This is a genomic window from Nonomuraea sp. NPDC050404, from assembly GCF_040655495.1.
Classification (GTDB): Bacteria; Actinomycetota; Actinomycetes; order Streptosporangiales; family Streptosporangiaceae; genus Nonomuraea.
In genome coordinates this window covers 1-20,311 of the sequence record NZ_JBFAKB010000013.1, presented here as the reverse complement: position 1 = coordinate 20,311, position 20,311 = coordinate 1, and the positions used below count along the sequence as shown (strand labels likewise).

The 20,311-nt window shown below is 70.3% G+C and carries 18 protein-coding genes and 2 pseudogenes; 8 read left to right on the top strand and 12 right to left on the bottom strand.

Features of this window, described 5'->3' with window-relative positions; genetic code table 11:
* Positions 1–44: 44 nt before the first annotated feature.
* The 8 genes from AB0I81_RS32965 to AB0I81_RS32930 are packed head-to-tail and all read right to left on the bottom strand — an operon-like array spanning position 45 to position 10,550.
* The gene (locus AB0I81_RS32965) at positions 45–1,787 is read right to left on the bottom strand and encodes an ABC transporter ATP-binding protein (protein WP_360664497.1); all 1,743 of its coding nucleotides are present in this window, start codon (positions 1,785–1,787) and stop codon (positions 45–47) included.
* A complete protein-coding gene (locus AB0I81_RS32960) occupies positions 1,784–3,544 on the bottom strand; it encodes an ABC transporter ATP-binding protein (RefSeq protein WP_360664494.1) in 1,761 nt (586 codons plus the stop codon). Before AB0I81_RS32960 ends, AB0I81_RS32965 begins: the two co-directional genes overlap by 4 nt.
* Complete coding sequence (locus AB0I81_RS32955) at positions 3,541–4,716, bottom strand: alpha/beta hydrolase-fold protein (RefSeq protein ID WP_360664491.1); 1,176 nt, start codon at positions 4,714–4,716, stop codon at positions 3,541–3,543. Before AB0I81_RS32955 ends, AB0I81_RS32960 begins: the two co-directional genes overlap by 4 nt.
* Positions 4,709–5,557: an ABC transporter ATP-binding protein gene (locus AB0I81_RS32950; protein ID WP_360665398.1), complete on the bottom strand. Its 849-nt coding sequence runs from the start codon at positions 5,555–5,557 to the stop codon at positions 4,709–4,711. The genes AB0I81_RS32955 and AB0I81_RS32950 overlap by 8 nt, the downstream gene beginning before the upstream one ends.
* Before the next feature lie 2 nt (positions 5,558–5,559).
* Positions 5,560–6,618: an iron chelate uptake ABC transporter family permease subunit gene (locus AB0I81_RS32945; RefSeq protein ID WP_360664488.1), complete on the bottom strand. Its 1,059-nt coding sequence runs from the start codon at positions 6,616–6,618 to the stop codon at positions 5,560–5,562.
* Positions 6,615–7,658, bottom strand: a complete 1,044-nt coding sequence (locus tag AB0I81_RS32940) for an iron chelate uptake ABC transporter family permease subunit (protein WP_360664485.1) — start codon at positions 7,656–7,658, stop codon at positions 6,615–6,617. Before AB0I81_RS32940 ends, AB0I81_RS32945 begins: the two co-directional genes overlap by 4 nt.
* Positions 7,655–8,665 carry an ABC transporter substrate-binding protein gene (locus tag AB0I81_RS32935; RefSeq protein ID WP_360664482.1) on the bottom strand — a complete coding sequence of 337 codons (1,011 nt, stop codon included), beginning with the start codon at positions 8,663–8,665 and terminating at the stop codon, positions 7,655–7,657. The genes AB0I81_RS32940 and AB0I81_RS32935 overlap by 4 nt, the downstream gene beginning before the upstream one ends.
* Entirely contained in the window at positions 8,643–10,550 is a 1,908-nt protein-coding gene (locus AB0I81_RS32930) for a siderophore-interacting protein (protein ID WP_360664479.1), read from the bottom strand. The genes AB0I81_RS32935 and AB0I81_RS32930 overlap by 23 nt, the downstream gene beginning before the upstream one ends.
* 127 nt (positions 10,551–10,677) lie before the next feature.
* Here AB0I81_RS32930 and AB0I81_RS32925 point away from each other — a divergent pair, with 127 nt between their 5' ends.
* Complete coding sequence (locus tag AB0I81_RS32925) at positions 10,678–12,285, top strand: AraC family transcriptional regulator (protein WP_360664476.1); 1,608 nt, start codon at positions 10,678–10,680, stop codon at positions 12,283–12,285.
* A 179-nt stretch (positions 12,286–12,464) separates the two neighbouring features.
* On the opposite strand, the gene AB0I81_RS32920 is transcribed toward AB0I81_RS32925, so the two are convergent.
* Both AB0I81_RS32920 and AB0I81_RS32915 read right to left on the bottom strand, forming a co-directional pair.
* A complete protein-coding gene (locus AB0I81_RS32920; RefSeq protein ID WP_360664473.1) occupies positions 12,465–13,496 on the bottom strand; it encodes a histidine kinase dimerization/phospho-acceptor domain-containing protein in 1,032 nt (343 codons plus the stop codon).
* A complete protein-coding gene (locus AB0I81_RS32915) occupies positions 13,493–14,149 on the bottom strand; it encodes a response regulator transcription factor (RefSeq protein WP_360664470.1) in 657 nt (218 codons plus the stop codon). The genes AB0I81_RS32920 and AB0I81_RS32915 overlap by 4 nt, the downstream gene beginning before the upstream one ends.
* 118 nt (positions 14,150–14,267) lie before the next feature.
* Here AB0I81_RS32915 and AB0I81_RS32910 point away from each other — a divergent pair, with 118 nt between their 5' ends.
* The 6 genes and pseudogenes from AB0I81_RS32910 to AB0I81_RS32885 all read left to right on the top strand — a co-directional run bounded on the left by AB0I81_RS32910 (position 14,268) and on the right by AB0I81_RS32885 (position 17,763).
* Positions 14,268–15,386, top strand: coding sequence for a serine hydrolase domain-containing protein (locus tag AB0I81_RS32910; protein WP_360664466.1), 1,119 nt, complete (start codon positions 14,268–14,270; stop codon positions 15,384–15,386).
* Between the two features lie 22 nt (positions 15,387–15,408).
* The gene (locus tag AB0I81_RS32905) at positions 15,409–15,561 is read left to right on the top strand and encodes a hypothetical protein (RefSeq protein WP_360664463.1); all 153 of its coding nucleotides are present in this window, start codon (positions 15,409–15,411) and stop codon (positions 15,559–15,561) included.
* 357 nt (positions 15,562–15,918) lie between these two features.
* Positions 15,919–16,176 (top strand): hypothetical protein, encoded by a 258-nt coding sequence (locus AB0I81_RS32900; RefSeq protein WP_360664460.1) that lies wholly within the window; start codon positions 15,919–15,921, stop codon positions 16,174–16,176.
* A 9-nt stretch (positions 16,177–16,185) separates the two neighbouring features.
* Positions 16,186–16,341 (top strand): annotated as a pseudogene (locus AB0I81_RS32895) (transposase family protein); the annotation flags it as partial.
* Positions 16,342–16,453: 112 nt separating this feature from the next.
* Positions 16,454–16,723, top strand: a complete 270-nt coding sequence (locus AB0I81_RS32890; protein WP_360664457.1) for a hypothetical protein — start codon at positions 16,454–16,456, stop codon at positions 16,721–16,723.
* 731 nt (positions 16,724–17,454) lie between these two features.
* The gene (locus AB0I81_RS32885; protein WP_360664454.1) at positions 17,455–17,763 is read left to right on the top strand and encodes a hypothetical protein; all 309 of its coding nucleotides are present in this window, start codon (positions 17,455–17,457) and stop codon (positions 17,761–17,763) included.
* Positions 17,764–17,924: 161 nt separating this feature from the next.
* Here AB0I81_RS32885 and AB0I81_RS32880 read toward each other — a convergent pair whose 3' ends face one another.
* On the bottom strand, positions 17,925–18,395 hold the full coding sequence (locus AB0I81_RS32880) for a hypothetical protein (RefSeq protein ID WP_360664451.1): 471 nt from the start codon (positions 18,393–18,395) through the stop codon (positions 17,925–17,927).
* Between the two features lie 908 nt (positions 18,396–19,303).
* Complete coding sequence (locus tag AB0I81_RS32875; protein WP_360664448.1) at positions 19,304–19,987, bottom strand: SRPBCC family protein; 684 nt, start codon at positions 19,985–19,987, stop codon at positions 19,304–19,306.
* 5 nt (positions 19,988–19,992) lie between these two features.
* Here AB0I81_RS32875 and AB0I81_RS32870 point away from each other — a divergent pair.
* Positions 19,993–20,311, top strand: a pseudogene (locus tag AB0I81_RS32870) (hypothetical protein); the annotation flags it as partial.

Here is a 20,311-nt window from a genome sequence, read left to right as displayed (position 1 = left end):
TTCGCGGAAACTGGCCTGCCAATCCTGGCCTGGCCGTGCCGTTGTCACTGAGCGGCCTCCCAGACCGTCCACAAGCCGGCGTACACACCACCGGCATCAACCAGCTCTCCGTGGGTGCCGGTCTCGATGATCCGGCCGTGCTCCATCACCATGATCCGGTCGCAGGCCGCCGCTTGGGAGAGGCGGTGCGCGACGACGACCGCGGTGCGCCCGGCGAGGACGGCATCGGCAGCGCGGTCGAGCTGTCCGGCGTAGGTGGAGCCGGCCTCGGCGGTCGCTTCGTCGAGGATCACCAGATCGGCGTCGGTGAGCAGCAGGCGGGCGAGGGCGAGCTGCTGCGCCTGTGCGTCGGTGAGCGGGTGTCCGCCGACACCTATCAGGGTGTCCAACCGGTCCGGGAGCACATCGAGGATCGATGCGGCGCCGGTGGCTTCGAGCGCCGCATGGAGGTCGCGATCGGTGGCCCGGGGGGCGGCGAGGGTGAGGTTGTCGCGCACAGTGCCCGCGAAGACGTGGACCTCCTGGGTGACCATCGCGGTACGGCCGGGGCGAGTCACCCTCCCGGCCTCCGGTAGGTGGGTGCCGGCGACCACGCGGGCCAGCGTGGTCTTGCCTGCCCCGGACACGCCGACGACGGCCACGCGCTGACCGTACGGGATGTCGAGGGTGATGCCGTCGAGCACCAGCGGCCCCTCGCCGTAACGGAACGAAACCTCGTCGAGCCGTACGGCGCTGCCTGCGGCCTGCGCTGGGACATCAGACGAGCTGAACGGAATCGTGACGACCCCGATCATGCGGCTCAGCGAGGCGAGGGCGGACTGGAGGGTGTCGACGACCAGCAGCAGCTGGTTGACCGGTCCGAGCAGGCGTAGCACGAGCAACATGGCGGTGGTGGCGCCGCCGACGGACGATGCGCCGTGGTCGATGAGGACGAAGCCGACGACGAGTACGGCGGCCAGGCTCAGGCACTCCCCGAGGTTGAGCCGGGAATTGAGCATGCTCAGCACGGTGCGTGCGCGTAGCGACTGCCGCGCGACGCGCCAGGAGTCCGTCATCACGGCCCGGTGCCGTCGCTCGGCGAGCCCGAAGCCGAGCACGGTGGCGTAGCCGCGCTGGGATTCCAGGATCTGCTGGGCACGCGCGCTCATCGCCGTGCGCTCGGCGCGGTAGACCCCCGGTCCGATGCGCAGGTACCACCGCACGGCCAGCACGTAGACCGGCAGCACGACGGCGAAGGCGACCGCGTAGGGCCATTCCAGTGCCGCGAGCCCGCCCAGCGACACGACGATGGTGAAGGCGGTGACGGTGAGCACCGGGATCACGGCGGGGGCGGCGTCGGCGACCGCGGTGACGTCGTCGCTGGACCGCGAGATCAGGTCTCCGGTGCCGGCGCGCTCGACGAGGTGCTGGGGGAGCGTCATCGCGTGGCCCACGAGCTGCTCGCGCAGCGCGGCGAGGATGGAGTGGTAGACGCGGGTGGCGAGCACGATCGTCAGCGCGGTGCCCGCGGCACCGAGGACCACCGAGAGCGTCATGACGACCGTGACCGTCAGCACCGTGGCGAGGTCCGCGGTGCCTGCCTGCACGCGGTCGACGAGGAATCCGATCGCCCCGGGCACGATCAGGTCGACGCCGGTGCTGACGATCCCCAGGACCCCGGTCGCGGCGAGCCGGAGCCGGTATCCGTGGCTGAGCCGCCACACCTCCCTGACCGTCGCGCGGCCGCCCGCGACCGGCAGCCCGGCATCGGAGGCCGCGGTCTCGGGTACGGCGGAGCCGCCGCTCACCGCGCCGTCCTTGAGGGCACGGGTACGTCGTCAGGCAGCTCGACGACGCGGTCGCAGGCGGCGAGCAGCGCCGGGGCCGAGGCGATCAGCAGCGTCGAGCGGCCTGCCCGGACACCGCCCAGCCGGCCTGCGATCGTGTGCTCGGTGACCGAGTCGACCGCGGTGGTCGGATCGTGCAGCACGAGCACCGGCGCGTCGCTCGCCAGGGCGCGGGCGAGCGCGACCCGCTGGCGCTGGCCGCCCGAGAGCCGGTTTCCGTCCTCGCCGACAGAGACGTCGAGGTCGCCCGCGAAGTCGTCGCAGGCGGCGGCTCGCACCGCGGCGTCCACCCGTTCGGGCGCGCCCGCGATCACGGTGACGTTGTCGCGGAGGGTGCCGCTGAACAGCGTGGCGCGGTGCGGCGCGACGGTGACCCGGGAGCGGTACTCGACCGGGGACAGCTCACGCGCCGCGATCCCGTCCAGCCGCGCCTCGATCCCTGCCTCGGCCCGCGGGTCCAGCAGCGCCTCGACGACACGGGCGGCGGTCCGGTCGCCGGCGCGCACGCCCACGAGCTCGCCGGGCTCGACCCGGATCGTCACGCCGGGCCCGGTGAGGCTCGGCACGACCACGTCCAGCTCCGGCGGCGCGGTGATTTCCCGCCGGGTCGCGTCATCGGGCCCGGCGGTCGGCGCGGCGTTGTCCCGCAGCACGTCGAGGACACGCGAGGACGAGGCGCGGGCGCCGGCGAGGTTCGGGATGGACGTGCTCGCGATGGCCTGGATCTGCGGCAGCAGTGCCTGGGTGAGGCCGACGGTGGTGATCAGCCCGCCGATACTGAGCTGTCCGTCCACGGCGAACCAGCCCGCCAGCCCCATCACCGCGGCGACGAACGTGCCGCTGACCACGCCCGAGCCCACCAGGAACCTGCCCAGCAGGCCCGCGTTGCGCCTGGCGCCGGCAAGGGTCTGCTGGCTTGCCTGCCGGTACCGGCTGGTCGCCTCGGCCTCGGCACGCACGCCCTTGATCACCCGGTAGCCGGCGACCAGGTCCGTGGCCCGTCCGGCCGTCGAGGCCAGCAGCCCCTGGTACTCGCGGGTGTCCCGGGAGAGCCGCTCGCTGAGCACGCCCATCGACCAGACCGCGACGGGCGCCCCGAGCAGCACCACGAGTCCGAGCAGCCAGTGCGCCGCCAGCAGCGATGCCGCGATGAAGGCGATGGCCGTGATCCTCGAAACCGGGATGATCGTCAGGATCACCGCGTTGGACAGGCGCGCGACGTCGCTAGTCATCACGGAGACCACGCTGCCGCCCGGCGCCCGGGCGGTGCCGCCGACCGGGTGCAGCACACCCCTGGACAGGGTGCCGCGGAGCCGGTGCTGCAGGACCTGCACCGCATAGGCGGTCAGCCGCAGCGAGAGCCTCGCCGCCGACGTCAGCGCGACGTAGAGGGCCACCAGCACGCCGAGCCACAAAACCAGCTGTCCCTCATCCCCGGTCGCCAGGGCCCGGTCGATCGCGAGTCCCATCACCACGGGCACCGCGGACTCGCCCACCTGCCACACGATCGCCAGCAACATCGCGGGAACGCTGACCCGCCGCACCGAGAAGATCACGCGCAGCAGGAACCGGCCCGGAGTGGTCCCCGGCCCAGTCTCGAACGGCCGGGCATCGAGCGGCTCGGCGGGAGCGGGCAGGAGCACCGGCAGCCAGCGGGTCAGCGGTCCTCGCCCCAGTCCTGCGGTGTCGGCGCCCGAGAAACGCGAGGAGTTCCTCATGCCGTGCTCCTGGGCGGGAAGCACCAGAGCAGGGCGTCGGCGAAGATTCCTCGCCACCAGGCGTAGTCGTGTCCGCCGGCGAACTCTCTGTAGTGGGTGTCGTAGCCCTTCCCGGTGAGCACGTGGTCCAGCCAGCGACTGTGGGTGTTCGAGCTCTCCAGCTCACCGACGTCGTGGAAGATGCGGATCGGTGCCGTTTCCGCGGCCAGATAGTCGGCGATCAGTGTCGGTACGGGGGTACGGCGCAGCAACTCACCCGAGCCGGTGCCCCACGTGAGGTCAGGGTGGTACCCGCAGGATGGGGACTGGAGGATGGCGTTGCCGAACGTCGTCGGGTGGTGGAGCGCCGTCCAGCCGGCGCACAGACCGCCGAAGCTCTCGCCTGCCAGCGCGACGTCACCGGGATCCCGCGAGAGCGGATAACGGTGACGGAGCCACGGCAGCAGTTCCTGGACCAGCATCTGGGAGAACACCGGGTTGCAGAGCAGCTCTTCGTCGCGCCGCAGCGCGGGCTGACCGACGAGGACCACCACGCAGGGCCGGACCAGTCCCGCCCGGACCAGGGCGTCACGAACGCTCGGCGCGCTGTGGTCCGGCGTCCCGTCCAGGTGGATCACGAAGGGCAGCGCGCTCTCGTCCGGGAACTCTCCCGGGGGCATCGAGACCCAGATACGGCGTTCGCCTCCCAGGATCTCGCTCGCCAGCACGGCGGTTTCCACTGCCGGTGCCGGCCGCGCCTCGGCCTCATCGAGCCAGGGCAACGGCACCGCGTCGGGCAGCACCGCCACCGAGGCATCGGAGAACCGCTCCACCGAGCACTCCGAGAACCTCGGTGGCGGGTTGAACGGGTCCGGAACCCGTCCAGTCGGCCCACGTCGTGAGAACACGTACGAGAAGCGCAGGTCGGAACGCATCCGCAGGGTGAGAAAGCGGAACGGCGTCCCCGCCACCGAGGCGAACTCCGTGCCGATCGGGTTGAAGCCGATTCTGGGGCCGATCACCACCGAGAGGGTGACCGTCGTGTCGTCGCCGGGCTCGTCGACGAACGTCACCTCCACCTCGTCCGGGGAGACCCGCTCGACGAGCGGTGCACCCGTCTCCTCAAGATGTCGTCTGAACCTTTCCGGGCTCCACTCACCGGTCGACAGCTTCTCGACGAACGGATCAGCCATTTCTCGCGCTCTCCACGTCGGCGTTGTCAGCGGGCCTCGGCCGGGTTCGTTCGCGGCCGAGCGGCACCACCTGGGGGCTGCCGGCCACCGGATCGGGCAACACCAGGCAGCGCAGGCCGAACACCTCCTCGACCAGTTCGGCCGTGACGACCTCCTCCGGGGTGCCCTCGGCGACCACGGCGCCGTCCTTCATGGCGATCAGGTGGGTGCCGTAGCGGGCGGCGTGGTTCAGGTCGTGCAGGACAGCGACCAGGGTGTGGCCGACGTGGTGCAGGTCGGTGAACAGCTCCATCAGCTCGATCTGGTGGGTGATGTCGAGGAAGGTGGTCGGTTCGTCGAGCAGCATGACGCCGGTGTGCTGCGCGAGCGCCATCGCCACCCACACGCGCTGGCGCTGCCCGCCCGACAGCTCGTCCACCAGGCGCCCGGACAGGTCGGTGACCGAGGTCTGGTGCATCGCCCTGAGCACGGCCTGCTCGTCGTCCTCCGTCCACTGCCGGATGAACCCCTGGTGGGGGTAGCGTCCCCGGGCCACCAGGTCGGCGACGGTGATCCCGTCCGGGGCGATCGAAGTCTGCGGCAGCAGCCCGACCCGCCGCGCCACCTCTTTGGTCTTGTAGGAGTTGATGTCGGCACCGTCGAGGACGACCTGCCCGGCCGACGGCTTCAGCAGCCGGGACAGGCCGCGCAGCAGGGTGGACTTGCCGCACGCGTTCGGGCCGACGATGACGGTGAACGACTCGTCGGGGATCGCCACCGAGAGGTGCTCGGAGATGATCCGCTTGTCGTAGCCGATCGTCGCCGACTCCACACGGAGGCGCGCGGCGCCGGGCGGGGTCACGCTCACAGGCGCCTCCTGGCTTCGGTGAACAGCAGGTATCCGAGGTAGCCGCCGCCGAGCACGACGGTGATGACGCCGACCGGCAGCGGGGTGGGGGCGACGTGCTGGGCGAGGTAGTCCGACGCCAGGCACAGCAGCGCGCCGACGAGGGCGGCGGGGGCGAGGGTGATCCCGGCGGTGCGGGCGAGCCGGCGTGCGATCTGCGGCGCGACCAGGGAGATGAACGCGATCGGCCCCGACGCGGCCGTGACCGTCGCCGTCAGCGCCACTCCCACCAGGATCAGGCCGAGGCGTGCGGGCGAGACCCGTACCCCGTGCGAGGCGGCCGCGTCGTCACCCAGCTCCATCTGCCGCAGCGGCCGGCTCAACATCCCGGCCGGCAGCAGGAGTACGGCGACGCAGGCGCCGCCGATGACGACCTGGTCCCAGGACACGCCGTTGAGCGACCCGGCGCCCCACGCGGCCGCGGACATCGCCTGGTCCAGGTCGGCCTTGAGGATCAGCCAGGTGTTGAGCGACGCGAGCATCGCCGAGACGCCGATGCCGACGACGATCAGCCGGAACCCCTGCACGCCTCGTCGGTAGGCGAGCACGTACACGGCCACGGCGGTGGCCATCCCGCCCAGCAACGCCCCGCCGACCAGCTGCGCGTAGGTGCCGTTGACGACCAGGATCACGATCAGCGCGCCGGTGTAGGAGCCTTGGGAGAACCCGATGATGCCGGGGTCGGCGAGCGGGTTGCGCAACAGTGACTGGAAGACCGCCCCGCTCACCCCCAGAGCCGCGCCGAACATCACCGCCGCGGCCACCCGGGGCAGCCGCCACTCGACCACGATGTCGTGGACGATGCCGGTCTCCCGGCCGGTCAGTGCGGAGAGCACCTGCCCGGGGTCCAGCGCGTACGAGCCGGTCATCAGCGCGAGCACCGCCGTACCGGCGACCGCGACCGCGAGCACCGCGCAGACGACGACCGAGCGCCACTGGAGCCGTACCGCGATCCGCCGGTGCCGCAGCACCAGCACCCGCCGCCCGAAGTCCACCCGCGGAATGTGCGTGCTCACAGGCCGCTCGCCTTCTTCCGCCGCACCAGCGCGACGAGAACGGGAGCGCCGACGAAGGCGGTGACGACACCCACGGGGATCTCGCCGGGTCGCATCACGATGCGGCCGAGGATGTCGGAGACCAGCAGCAGGCTCGGGGCGAGAAGGACGCTGTAGGCGAAGATCCAGCGTTGGTGCGGGCCGACGATCCAGCGGGCCACGTGCGGCACCATGAGCCCGACGAATCCGATGGGTCCGGCGATGGCGGTGGCGCCACCGGCGAGGAGGGTGAGGGCGATCACCGCGAGCACACGGGTGCGTACCAACCGGACCCCTTGGGCGACCGCCAGCTCGTCACCCAGAGCCAGGGCGTTGAGCGGGCCCGACACCGCGAAGGCCAGGATGAGCGCCACCGCGAAGAACGGCAGGACCGGCCACACGACCTCAAGCGGGCGACCCACGATCGACCCGGCGTTCCAGTACCGCATCGCGTCGAAGGCGTCCGGGCTGGTCAGCTGGAGCGCCTCCCTGGCGCCGCCGAGCACGGCGCCGACACAGACCCCGGCGAGCACCATGAACACCGGCGAGGAACCCTGCCGGGTCGACCCGAGGGCGAGCACCAGGAGCGTGACGATCAGTGCCCCCGCGAACGCGAACCACATGTAGCCCTGGGCGTCGCGGACGCCGAGCACGCCCACGGCGACCGTCACCGCGAAGGACGCGCCGGCGTGGACGCCGAGGACACCCGGATCGGCCAGGGGATTGCGGGTGAGGGCCTGGATCAACGCGCCCGACAAACCGAGTGCGACGCCGACGACCAGACCCACGATCGTGCGCGGCAGCCGGAAGTCGCGGATCGCGAACTGGTCGATGTCGGCCGAGGAGCGGAACAGCGCGTCCCACACCACTGACGGGGCGATCGCCGTCGACCCGATCATGACACTCAGCACCAGCAGGACCACCAGCACCACCAGCGCGACGACCAGGCCGAGCAGACGGCGACGCGGTCCGGGCACCGTCTCGGTGCCCTGACCGTCCTGCCGCAGGGCGAGGGCGGTCACTTCTGGGATGGGAGGGTCGCCAGCGCGCTGCCGAGCGAGTCCAGGTATCGGATGACGGGCCCGTAGGAGTTGTTGCCGGGGCAGAAGACTCCCAGCGCACGACCGGAGCTCACGGCGGGCAGCGCCTTCCAGGTGTTGGTCTCGACCACCGGCGCGAAGGGCGCCGTCGGCCGTCCCTGGGCGTCGACGGGGTAGGTGATTACGTCGTACTTGGACAGCTCACCGATCTGCTCGAACGGCAAGGACTCGTAGGCCAGGGGGTCCTTGCCCTCGGCCGCCTCGGGGAGGTCCAGGCCGAGGTCGTCCCGGGCGATCTCGGAGCAACCGATGTCCGCGATGTAGAACGTTCCGGGATCGCTCCAGTCGCCGCGGGAGACGTCGACGAACGAGGTGCCGTCGATGATCTTTCCGTAGGTCGCCTGAATCTTGGCGACCTTGTCCTTGAACTCCGTTTTCTGCCGGCTGAGCGCGTCCGTGACGTTGCCGGCCTCCCCGATCGCGTCGGCGAAGGCCTTCCACTCGGTGTCGAGCCCCCAGAGCACGGTCGGGGCGATCGCCTCGAGCCGCTTGCCGACCTTGTCCCAGTCGCTCGAGTGGAACTGGACCAGGATGAGGTCCGGCTTGAGGCCGGCGAGCTTCTCGAGGTCCACCTCACCGCCGTTGCTGCCGATGATCTCGGCAGCCTCGTAAACGGCCTTCTGTTCCGCCGGCAGCACGCCCAGCTCGGAGTCGGACGCCTCGGTGACGCCCACCGGCTTGCCACCCAGATCGATGAAGGGGAGGTTCGTGTTGCCGATCGTGACGACCCGCCGGGGGTTGACGGGAACCTCGATGGTGCCGTTCTCGGCCTTGACGCTGCGGGTCTCGGCGGCCTTGACGCCGGGGGCCTCCGCGGCCTTGACGCCGGTGCCGTCGCCGGCGCCGCCGCAGGCAGTGAGGACGAGCGACGCGCTCATCAGCGCGGCGGCAAGGGCGGCGCCGCGCCTAGTCAGGGAGATGTTGCTCATGGGCGTTCTCTTCTTCTCTGGTGGAGGGGGTCAGCCGGTGGAGTTCGTGGACGGTGGTGCCCAGGCCGACGGTGTGCGCGGACCCGCGCGTGAGGCCGGCCCGGGCGATGACGGCGTCCAGCTCCGCCGCGGTGCGAAGGCCGGAGCCGTGGCAGACCAGGCCGATCAGGTCTTCCTCGCCGTCGTGCTCGTCGAGGTCGTCGGTGTCGAAGACCTCCTCGATCAGCAGCACCCGCCCCCCGGGGGCGAGGTTCTCGGCTGCCCGGCGTAGCGCGTGAGCGGCGTCGGCGTCGGGCAGGGTCTTGAAGGCGCGGCTGATGAGCACGGCGTCGGCTGCCGGGCCGGGCTCGAAGACGGACTGCTCCAGTACGCTGACCCGCGTGCGTTGCCGCTCGTCGGGAATCGTGGCGGGCAGGTCGCGGCGCAGCCAGTCGGCCTGGGCGGGCAGGGCGCAGATCGTCACGCGCAGGCTTTCGTGGGCCGCGACGTACTCACGGGCGTGGGCGCCGGCACCACCGGAGTGGATCACCAGGTGCCGGACTCCGGCGAGCAGGCCGGACGTGGCGATCGGTCCGGCCAGTGCGGGCTGGAACTTCGCCAGGCGCTCCAGGTGACGGTCCTCGTAGTCCTGCTCGGCTCGTACGTCGGCGAAGGTCTGGCCGGTGACCGAGGCGTAGGCGGGCCGGCCGGTGCGTACCGACTCCGTGAGGCCGTGGATCCCGAGCATCTCGCGGCCGACCACCCCGGCGGAGTGGAGCCGGTCCGCGATGAACTCGAGCGTGAGGACATCGCCGACCGGCGTCAGGGCGTAGTGACCCGGTTCCGTCTCGGTCACCACGTCCAGGGTGTGCAGGTAACGCAGCAGCTTGCCCAGAGCGCGCTCGTCGGCGCCGGCCTTGGCGGCCAGTTCGGTCACGCTGCTCACGCCGCGGGAGACCAGATCGGGAACGCCCAGCTCGACGGCGGTGCGGATCGCGATCGGCGCGACCAGCTCGGTCAGATCGTGCAGCTTCTGGAACGGGGTGACCGTCTTCTCCGGGTCGGGCACCGCTCCGTCGCTCTCCAGGGCGACGACCCGGGAGCGACGCCAGTAGCCGGCGAAGTCGATGTCCTCCTTGGGCACGCCACGGTCCTCGACCAGGTGCCGGCGGATGTCCCGGACGGCCGTGTGCTCGCCGGCCAGCCACGCGAACGCCTGGCCCGGCCACCACTCCGCACCGCGGACGGCCTCGGTCAGCAGCGACCCGGTCCCGGCCGTCACGCCGGAGCGGACCAGCCACGTCACGTCCACCCCGGGCAGCTCGCGCAGCTCCTGGCGGTGGGCGTCCTCGGCGATCTCGATGAACACCTGCGCCCGGGCATCGGGCGGGAGCTCGTCGAGCAGGCGGCCGATCGCGGGGAGTGCGGTGTCGTCGCCCGCCACGAGCAACCAGTCGAGGCCGACCGGGAACGCCTTGGACGTGCTCGGGCCGCTGAGGTGGATGCGGTCACCCGGCTGGGTGCGATAGGCCCACGTCGTTCCGGCGCCCACCCCGTGCTTGACGAAGTCCACGTCCAGCTCGCCGGCCTCGGGGTCCCACCGGCGAACCGTGTACGCCCTCGACAGCGGTCGAGGATTCTTGGGCACGATCAGCTTGGCCTCGCCCTGGACCGGGAGCGCCGGATCGCGCTGACCCGGGTACGGGAAGTAGAACGCGAGGTCGTCGTCGAAGCCCGAGGACTCGAAGGCCGGCCGTACGATGCCGTCCGCGGTGGTGAACGCGCGCAACTGTGCACCGCTCAGCGTGACCCGCCGCATCCCCGGGGTGATGTCGACGGTCCGGACCACCTCGACCTCACGCAGGGTCGGCGGGTGCACGGTGAGCCGGCGCGAGGTCCTGGGCATACGGGAACCGAACTTTCCGATCGTTTCGAGGGCAGCAGCCGCGCGCCGTTATCGGGCAGGCGCGCACTGGTAAGGTTAGGCATACCTCACCTACTATGGTGTGCGCAGACTGCCGAATGGTTAGGACGTGGTGGTGCCCTCGTCGTTCGCCGCGGGCGCCGGCGACCCGCCGCCGATTCCGGGCGCGCGGTTGGGCACGGCGGATGCGCCCGTACGGCCGCTGCTGCTCTGGGTTCGCACCGGCGCGGCGCACGTGCGTCTCGACGGCGGGCCGGCGCTCCACCTCAAGACCGGCGAGGGCGTCTGGATTCCCGCAGCTGGCTGGGCCGAGCGGACGATCACCACTGAGCCGGGCACTGTCGCCTTCCCGCTGTGGCCCCACGCCGGCGTCGGTGCGTGGGGGCCGTCGGAACCGACGCGGTTCGATGTTCCCAGGGGCTGGCAGGACTGGTTGATCCAGCTCTTCAACCTGCAGGTCACTCCGTTCAACGGCCGCGGGTACGCACCCGAGGCGATCGAGGAGCTCCTGCGGCGTCCTGGCCCGCGCTCGTCGGCGCCCGTCGAGGTCGGGCGACATCCGACCTCGGAGGGATTCGCCTCGCCGGCGATGCCGCGAGCCCGCGGCGCCAGAGCGGTCGCCGAGGAGCTGATTCGCGACCCCGCGCTTGACCTCACGGTCGAGCAATGGGCGTCGCGGGTGCTCTCCAGCGCGCGCACCCTTCGCCGTGACTTCCTCGCCGACTCCGGGCTCACGTTCGAGCAGTGGCGGCTGCTCTGCCGGCTCGGCGCCGCCGTGGAGTTCCTCGCCGCCGGTTACGACGTGGACCAGGTGGCCGCTCGAGTCGGCTTCGCCAGTCGCAACGGTCTCACGCGGGCCTTCAAGGGACGGTTCGGACTGACCCCCCACGAGTTCGGACGGGAGCTCTCCGCCCGGCCCGGCGCCGGTGGGCTGACGCAACGGGCAGCGGCGGCACGGCAGACCGACGACCTGATCCGGATGATGCGCAGGACGGACACTCCCGCCGCGCCCGAGCTGCTGCCCGCGGCCAGCACGCCGTCGCACACCAACGACATCCACGTCCTCAGCTGGATGTATCGGGGCAGCGGGTACCTGGACATCGGCGAGCGGCGCTACGAGCGGGAGCGAGGGGTGGCGACCTGGATCCCCGCGGAACTGGACCATGTCACCGGCCTCCGCGAGAACTCCGTCTCCCTGCCGCTGGGCAACGCGAGCACCGGCGACCTTCAGCTGACGGCGCCGCTGCAGGTGCGGTTCCCGCCCGCGTGGGACGACTACTTGATGTTCTGCTCGATCAGCGCCCGGTCCGTACTGCGTCCCGACGACCACAACCCCCGCCACATCCTCGACCTGTTCGCGGAACAGGTCGCCGCGCAGCGAGCGCTGTCCGTGCCGATGCCCGTCAATCCGCACGCGCGTGCTGTCGCGATGGAGTGCCTGCGTCGTATCGGCGAGCCCGGCGGGACGCAGGACGTCGATGTCCGCGCCGAGATCCACCGTGCCTTCCGCGACGAGACGGGTATGACACTGGGGCGCTGGCGCTATGCCGCCCGCATGCGCATCGCTCGCGACCTGCTCGCCGGGGGCGCCCCGCCCAGCACCGTCGCGCGCCGGATCGGGTACGCCCACCTGCCCACGTTCAGCGCCGCCTTCTCTCGCTTCCATGGACTGTCTCCGCGCGACTACCAGCAGCGCGAGGCTGAGCGGAACCAGTAGCACCGTCGCGCGTCCCGCTGGACGGCGACACCCGCCGCGCCTACGACTCCCGGCTCTGGACCTTCCTCACCTGGCTCGACGCGAGCGGCCCAGACGGGCCTGAGTTTCAGGGGCCGCTCGACGGCCCCGAGCGACCCAACGGCAACGTGCCCGGCGGCCGGAAGTCCTTGTTCGCGAGCTCACGCGCGCACCTGCGATGCGGTCGGCTCCGGATTGCGGACGCGGGTGCCTTGTCCGTGCACGAACGGCTCCAGCAACTCCCGTGCTCTGCCGGGCGGGATCCGGCGGCCGGTGTTGGAGACGCGCAGGACGGCACGCCCGGCCGCCGCGCTCGTGCTGATGGTGAGGTGACCGCCTGCCTGGTTGTAGCGCAGTGCGTTGTCGACCAGGTTGCCGATCATCCGTTCCAGCAGGATGGGTTCGCCGGTGACGGGTGCGGGGCGCAGTTCCGGCCGGATCGTGATGTCCGCGGCGGCGGCTCGGTCCTCGACGGCGTCGAGGGCGGCGGCCGTGAGGGCGGCGAGGTCGGCGGACGCGCGTGCGGTGAGCCCGGCCTGGCTGCGGGCCAGCAGGAGCAGGCCGTCCAGCACGCGTTGCATGTGCTCGACGGCGTCGCGGACGTCGCCGGTCATGGCGAGCAGGTCGGCGCGGGTGGGGCGGCCGTCGAGGGTGACGTCGATCGCGGTACGGGCGGTGGTCAGCGGAGTGCGCAGCTCGTGGGCGGCGTTGGCGGTGAAGAGCCGCTGGCTGTGCAGGATCTGGTCGCGTTCCGTGATGCCGCGCTGGATACGGTCCAGCATGTCGTTGACCGTGCTCGACAGTGCGGACAGCTCGTCGGCGGGGGTGGTGATGGGGACTCGTTCGGTGAGGTTCTCGGCCGACAGGCGGTGGGCGGTGGCGGAGATGACGCGGATCGGCCGCAGTACGCGGCCGGCCACCGCCCAGCTCACCACGGCGGCCAGAGCGGTCACCACGATGAGCGCCAGGCCGGCCTGGGGCAGCAGCGCGGACAGGGTGTCGTCCTGCACCTGGTGGACCAGGGCGCGCGTCGGCTCAAGGGTGCTCTGCGGGTCGGAGCCGGACAGTTCGAGGTGGGCATAGCGCGTACGGCGTCGCAGCAGCAGGTAGGTCAGCCCGGTCAGCGCGACGCCGGTGACCAGGACCAGGGCGGTCTGCAGCAGCGCGAGCCGGGCGCGGGCGGTCGGTCTCACGGGCGGATCCGGTAGCCGGCGCCGGTGACGGTCTCGATCAGCGGCGGGTCGCCGAGCTTGCGGCGCAGCGTGCCGACGGTGATCCGGACCGCGTTGGTGAACGGGTCCGCGTGCTCGTCCCACACCTTCTCCAGCAGGGTTTCCGCGCTGACCACGTCGCCGTCGGCGGCGAGCAGTTGGTGCAGCACGCCGAACTCCTTGGGGGTCAGGCGCAGCAGCCGTCCGTCCCGCTCGGCGCCGCGGCGGGCCGGATCCAGGCTCACGCCGGCGGCGCGCAGCACCGGCGGGCGGGCGGGCGCGCTGCGCCGCACCAGGGCGTGCACCCGCGCGACCAGCTCGGAGAACGCGAACGGCTTGCCCAGGTAGTCGTCGGCGCCCAGCATCAGCCCGCCGACCCGGTCCTCCACCGCATGCGACGCGGTCAGCATGAGCACCCGCGACTCGCCCCGCTCGGCGAGCCGGCGGCACACCGCGTCGCCGTGCACGAGCGGCAGGTCGCGGTCCAGCACCACCACCTCGTACGGCGTGAGCTCGCACTTGTCCAGCGCGCTCCGGCCATCGAGGGCGACGTCCACGGTGAAACCGTGCTTGCGCAGCCCCGCCTCGATGTACCTGGCAAGGGGCTGTTCGTCTTCGACCAGGAGCACACGCATCGGAGCAGTATCGCAACGCCCGGATATGGACCCCATATGGTCCGCCGATCGGTCGCCCATCGGTGCCCGCCGGTAGAAGTGATCACCGTTCAAGTCCCTGTCAGAAAGGTGATCGACCATGACGACCACGCACATCCCGGCAACGCGGCGGAGGCGAGCCCTTGGCATGGCCGCCGGGCTGGCGTGCGCGCTGTTGACGCTGAGCGTCCCGGCACCCGCGACCGCCGCCGCCGACCAGGTCGAGCTCGGAGACGTACGGCAGGCGATAAGAAACGTCGCGAAGACGGCGGGCGTGGTGGGCGCCATCGGCGAGGTGTACGTCGACGGCAAGCGGGTGGGCCGGGGGACGGCGGGGTCGCGCCTGCTCGGCGGCAAGGGCGGCCGCATCCCTTCGGACTCCCGCTACCGCATCACGTCCCAGACCAAGCTGATGGAGGCCACGGTCATCCTCCAGCTTGCCGGAGAGGGCAAATTCGCCCTGGGCGACAAGCTGAGCGACGTCCTGCCCGAGATGGCCGCACACGACTACGTGGACCGGGCCGACGAGATCACCGTACGGGACCTGATCCGGCACACCTCCGGCATTCCCGACTTCATCGACAGCGGGAAGTTCGACGTCTTCGACTTCACCACCGCCCACAAGCCGATCGACCTGGTGAGGGCCGCACGGACCGTGCCCCGCGAGGGCGACCCGGGACAGTACCGCTATTCCACCACCAACTACGTCCTCCTCGGCATGATCATCGAGAGGGTGACCGGCCATGACCGGGCCGCCGAGTTCAAGCGGCGGCTGTTCGCCCCGCTCGGCATGGATCACACCTACTTGGCCACCAAGGTCTCCGACCGGATCAAGGGGCCGCACGGGCACGGCTACCACCCCGGCAGCAAGGGCGTGCCGCGCGATGTCGACCGGCTCAACGCCACCACCTATGGCGTCGAAGGGGCGATCTCCACCGCCCACGACGTCAGCGCCTTCTACCGCGCGCTCAGCCAGAACAAACTGGTGCCCGCGGAGCAGCAGCGGGAGCTGCCGCGGCCGATGCCCGAGCTGTGCGGCGGCACGGTCTCCTCGGCCTCGGGCAGCGGGGCCGGGATCAACTCCACCACCTTCTCCTCGGCCGACGGCCGCGTCCAGTTCGCGGTGGCCACCACGCTGAAGATCGACAACATGAAGGCCGACGCCGTCGGCGATGCGGTACGCAAGGCCGCGGAGGCCGTCCTCTGCCCGGGCCGTTGAACCGCGAGTCAAGGAGAGCATTGTGCGAGGGCGATTCCGCTGCGCGCCGGCCACGGCACCGTTCGCGTTCACCCTTCTCCTGACCGGTTGCGGCTCCGCCGACGGGGGCGGAACGGATGCGGCCTCGACGTCCGGCGGGACCGGCAACCAGGCCGCGGCCGGCGCCGGCCGGTGAGGATGGTCCGCAGAGGAGAAGCGCCAGAAGGAGCCTGCGCCCGCGCCCGCTGCGGGCGTTCCTGTCGGCGCTGGGCATCGCCATCGGCATCGCGGCCATGGTCGGAGTGGTCGGGCTCTCGTCCTCCTCCGGAGGCCGAGCTCGACCGCCAGCTCTCCGCGCTGGACACGAACCTGCTCACCCTCTCCTCGGGCACCACTATTATAAATCTCCCTCCCCGATTGGCTGCGATGAGCCAACATAGGTGCACTGCCGTAGATTCAGGCCCGGAAATAGGGAGGTTTTATGGGTGTAGACGTAGTGCTTATGCGCGTGGACCAACGGGGAACCAGTTCCAGGAAAAGGCGCGTAACTCAGGTGGACGTTGTTCCCGATCGTGGCGACAGGTTCGCTCGCCTTTGCTCGTCGAGCACCTTGCCGATGTTGAGTCGTGTGGACCCCTATGGAACGCTTATTTTGACCTCGCAAGAAATGGAGCAGTTTATTTCGGAGCTTGAAGAAGGGTTCGGAAGTTCGCACGACTCTGATGTCAAGTATCTCCTGCAAGAAATTCTCCGGCTGGCTCGTGAATGCGAGAGCCAATCGGCTACAGAATTGCATCTTGAAGGTGATTGATCGCCCATCGACCGCGTGCGCGCCGACCGGCCGTACTACTCGGCCAAGCACCGCATGCATGGGATGAACATCCAAGTCATCGCCTCCCCAGACGGCACGACCATCTGGACCTCCGGCTCGCTGCCGGGCAACACCCACGACTGCTGTCCGCATAAGGCAGGACAGCTATGCAAGGCGATCGCCGTCTTGCAGAACTACGAGCTCACCCACGGATGCAAAGCCTCACTCATGCGTGCCCCGCCCTGCCGTGAGGTATTACGGGGTCCCCAACACGACTGTGGCCGTCCGGAGCGCGCCGTCACGTACGAGGGACAAGGTGGTCGAGGTCGGCTACCACAGCCCGGGCGGCCAGATCGTGCTCTACGACAGCCTCAGCGGCACCGAGCTGCCCAACCTTGCCCTCAACGGGCGTAAGGGGCACTACCGCATCCGTGTGCACTACGCCTGGTTCCCCTGGAAGGGCGAGGCGCAGAGCGGGCAGCGGCTGCTGATCATGGCGTACCCGGGCAAGGGCGACAAGGAGATCGTCCACCGGAACCGGAAGTGACCTGATCCGGAAGCCGGGAGTTTCGTCTGGCTACCTTTCGTGCCGTGACACTGGCCACGCCGCTTCCCTTGCCGCGCCCAGGGCGGACTCGCGGCTCATCGTGACGGTGGTCGCGACCCAGCTCGCCTGCTGTCTGGACTTCTTCTCGGAGACGGCGCGCCTGGTCGCTCACCTCCGCCACGACCTGCGGCCTGTCATCGGCTACCGTCGGCGGCGTCGCCGCCGGGGGCTTTGTCCTGGGTCGGCGGCGACATGGGCCGCTGGGCCGCTACGGGCCCGGCCGGAGCCGCCGCCTGACCGTCGCCACCAGCGACCCGGCCACCCTGCCGGTAACCAGCACCTGGCATCCGGCGACCACCCTTCCCGGCCGCCGACGACGCCGGCCGGACGCACCACCGCCACCGATCAGCAACCGGCCGACACCCGCGCTCCGCTCGGACAAGGCCACCGAGCAGCGCTACGCCGTGCGCGGTTACCTGTCCACCGCGCTCAAACACGGCCTCGACACCATGACGGTCCTGCGCGACGCGCTCCTGGGTGACCACTGGATGCCACCCGACCCACCAACGGTCTGATCCTCCGGGGCGGCCGTACGCGCGCACGCCCCGGGTCGATCACACAGCGCGATCACCAGAACCCGAAATCCGCTGGAGGCGAATGCTTACATCAGCCCCTGAACTACATGTACGCCGCAAGGAGCCCGACCTGCCCACGGCCTGCTGCCCGCGGCCATGCTGATCCTCTTCGTCGCGGGCTTCGTCTGGGCTCCCTACGTGGCCACTGAGGTCAGCGTGGTGCAGCGGCGCGTGCCCAGGTCCCAGCACGGGGCGGTCTTCGGCGCGCGCAAGGCCCCGCTCGTCATCGCCTCACCGTCGGGGGCGGCGTTCGGCGGGCTGCTGCTCGAAGGCATGTCCGCGACGTCCGTGATCGTCCTGTCGTCGGTGACCTGTGTGCTGGCCGGCGTGGCCTGCCTGGCCCTGCCCTCCGTACGCGCCGTCCTCCCACCACCGGCCGCGCAGCGGACCCGCGATGCCAAGTAGCGCCTCTTCAGAGCAGCAACGTCGGCGACGCTGCTCACTCCGTCGGGAACCTCGCCCGGCACGAAGGCCATCGCGTCGGCCCGGGACAAGCCCGTGGACCTTTGATGGATCACATCGCCCGTGGTGGAGCAGTCGGTCGAGGATGGCCGTGGCCAGGAAGGTCAGTTGTCGCGGCACACCACCGTGAATGGGCTGTGGTAGGTGAAGCCGTCGGGATGACGCACCTCCGCCTGCACCTGCAGGCACGTGTGGCTCGGCAGATGGGCCCAGCTGTCGGTGCGGGCGACAGCGCCGCGCGTGAGCGCGAACTCGCGGCCTCGGGTGGGCAGGGAGCCGGACTGGCCGGCGCTGCTGAACCAGTGGAATCTGACGTGCATCGGCTCGGGGCCCTGGTCGAGGCTGCGGTGGTATTCGGCGTTGAAGCCGGTCCACCAGCCCACGACCTGGTTCAGCTTCAGGCAGAGGCGGTCACCGAAGTTGTTGATCTCTTCGCCGCAGTGCCATTGATCGGGATTGACGCCCTGTGGAGGGAGGGGAAAGGCAGCGGCCGGGGCGGTGGTCGTCAGTACCAGGGCCGCGCACGCGCCGGCGACGACCGTCAGACGGGTGAGGCTGGACGGGAGGACAGCCATATGTTCGCTCCTTGTGTTGGGATGGTCGCAGAACGAATTGTTAGATGCCGTCTCCCACAGGAAGGTTCTCGCTCGGCGCGGCCCCAAGGGCGACTGGAGCCTGCACGAGTTCACCACCCAGAAATGGATCTCCGTCAACCACGGCCGCCGCCAGTTCCCCTATCGAACTTGGCCTGTGTGATGAGGCAGGGGCCGCAGGGCTTGCCTCTGGACCTGCCCTTGGAGCGCAAGCACATCGGGAACACCCGCGCCAGGTTGCCGGGACAGGGACTGCTACCGCACGTCGGGCGCCGCCCAGCTTCTTCTTGGGTCTGAAAGCGGACCAGGCTACCAGGCCGAATGGCCGCTGCGTGGCCGCCGTTCGCGCTGGTCGGCACCTACGAGATACTCGTGGGCCAGATCCGTCAGAGATACCAGTGGAAGAAGCGGAGGGCTGGCTGACCGCCCACCAGCCCTCCGCCCTCCTACCCGACCACCGTTCTCAGCGAGCGCGGTTCATCTTCCGGCTACGGGTCGGCTCGTGCCCCACAGTGACGCGAGCCCGTCCGCGTTCGCCCAGCTGATCAACTGGTTGGACTCCGTGGGATCACGGAGTACATAGTCAGCCTTGCGGTCACAGGTGAGGTTCGCGAAGGTCGTCTTCTCGTTGACGCTCGCTGTCGGCTGGGCGAATCGGCCCCTGGATATCCATCCGTCATCTCCCGGGGTGTTCGTGCTGTCATGACGCCAGGCGATGATCGAGTGGTCCCCGCAGGCCAGGCGATTCTGCCGAGCTGGTACCACCCGCTGCCGCCCTACACGGCCGGCCAAGGAAGCCCGGCCTCGACAGCAGGGAGGCTGACGCTGAGCTGAAACGATGGGTTGCTCCGCCGACGAGTCAGGAGACCTACTCTCAGCCGGAAGACGAGCTACACACCTTCGGCGGTGTCCTTGATCCGTAGCACCCAGTCGTCAAGACCTGTTTGGAGCAGCTTCTGGAAGCTGGGGACATCCGCCTCGACTGTCTTTCCCGCCCAGGACTCCTCAGTTGTGACGATCACGCCGCCTCGGGCCTTCTTGAAGGTGAACAGGTGCACGCCGTCGATACCGTTCACCGGTGCGCCCCACGCAGTGCAGCGCAGCGGTTCGACCCGCATGACCGTCGAGGTGACCTTCATGTTCTGCGGGGACCAGTCGAACACTGATCCCCGCCGCAGCGGGCCCGGCGTCCGCTTCTTCGCCGGCGTGATCTCCGGGATCCAGGTGTCCCACCGGTCGATCGCGGTGTGCAACTGCCAGATCCGCCGCGGTGACGCCTTCACGAAGACGCTGGCCCGCGCGATCACTGGGGCCTTCTTGTCAACGGTCACTCGCCCGCACCTCTGGTGGGCTCCTTGCGCGGTCGCCGGTGACGGAACACTCAGCGAGACCGCCGCGCCGACCGCCACGACTGCCACGCCGCGCATCACTTTGTTGGTTGTCTTTGCCATGCCGTCGAGCTTGTCGGGTGTCGCGAGGCATCGCCTCGGCATCAACTGCCTACTCTTGTCGAGCGGAGATACGTATCCTGCAACCGGCCTGATCGCTCGCAGCCGACGATGTGGTGCGGTCATGCTCCATGCCTTTGGGCGGGCAGGGCTGGCGGGCGGTCGCGCTCGGGGACCTTCTCATCGCCGGATTCTCCCTGCCCGAGCCGGTCGAGGCCGCGGTCCGGTGTGGTGAGCAGGACACCGCCGTCACCGCGCCGGCCTCGCTGACCGAGCGGACCGAGGCCGCCGCGACCGCGACCGGCCCGGGCATCGCGGCGTACGCACACGAGCTGTTGTCCGGTACTCGATGGGTGTGCCGTTCAGGCCGCGGTGAACCCGCCGTCCGCCGCGACCACGGCGCCCGTGATGAAACTGGCGCGTGGCGAGGCGAGGAAGCAGAGCACTTCG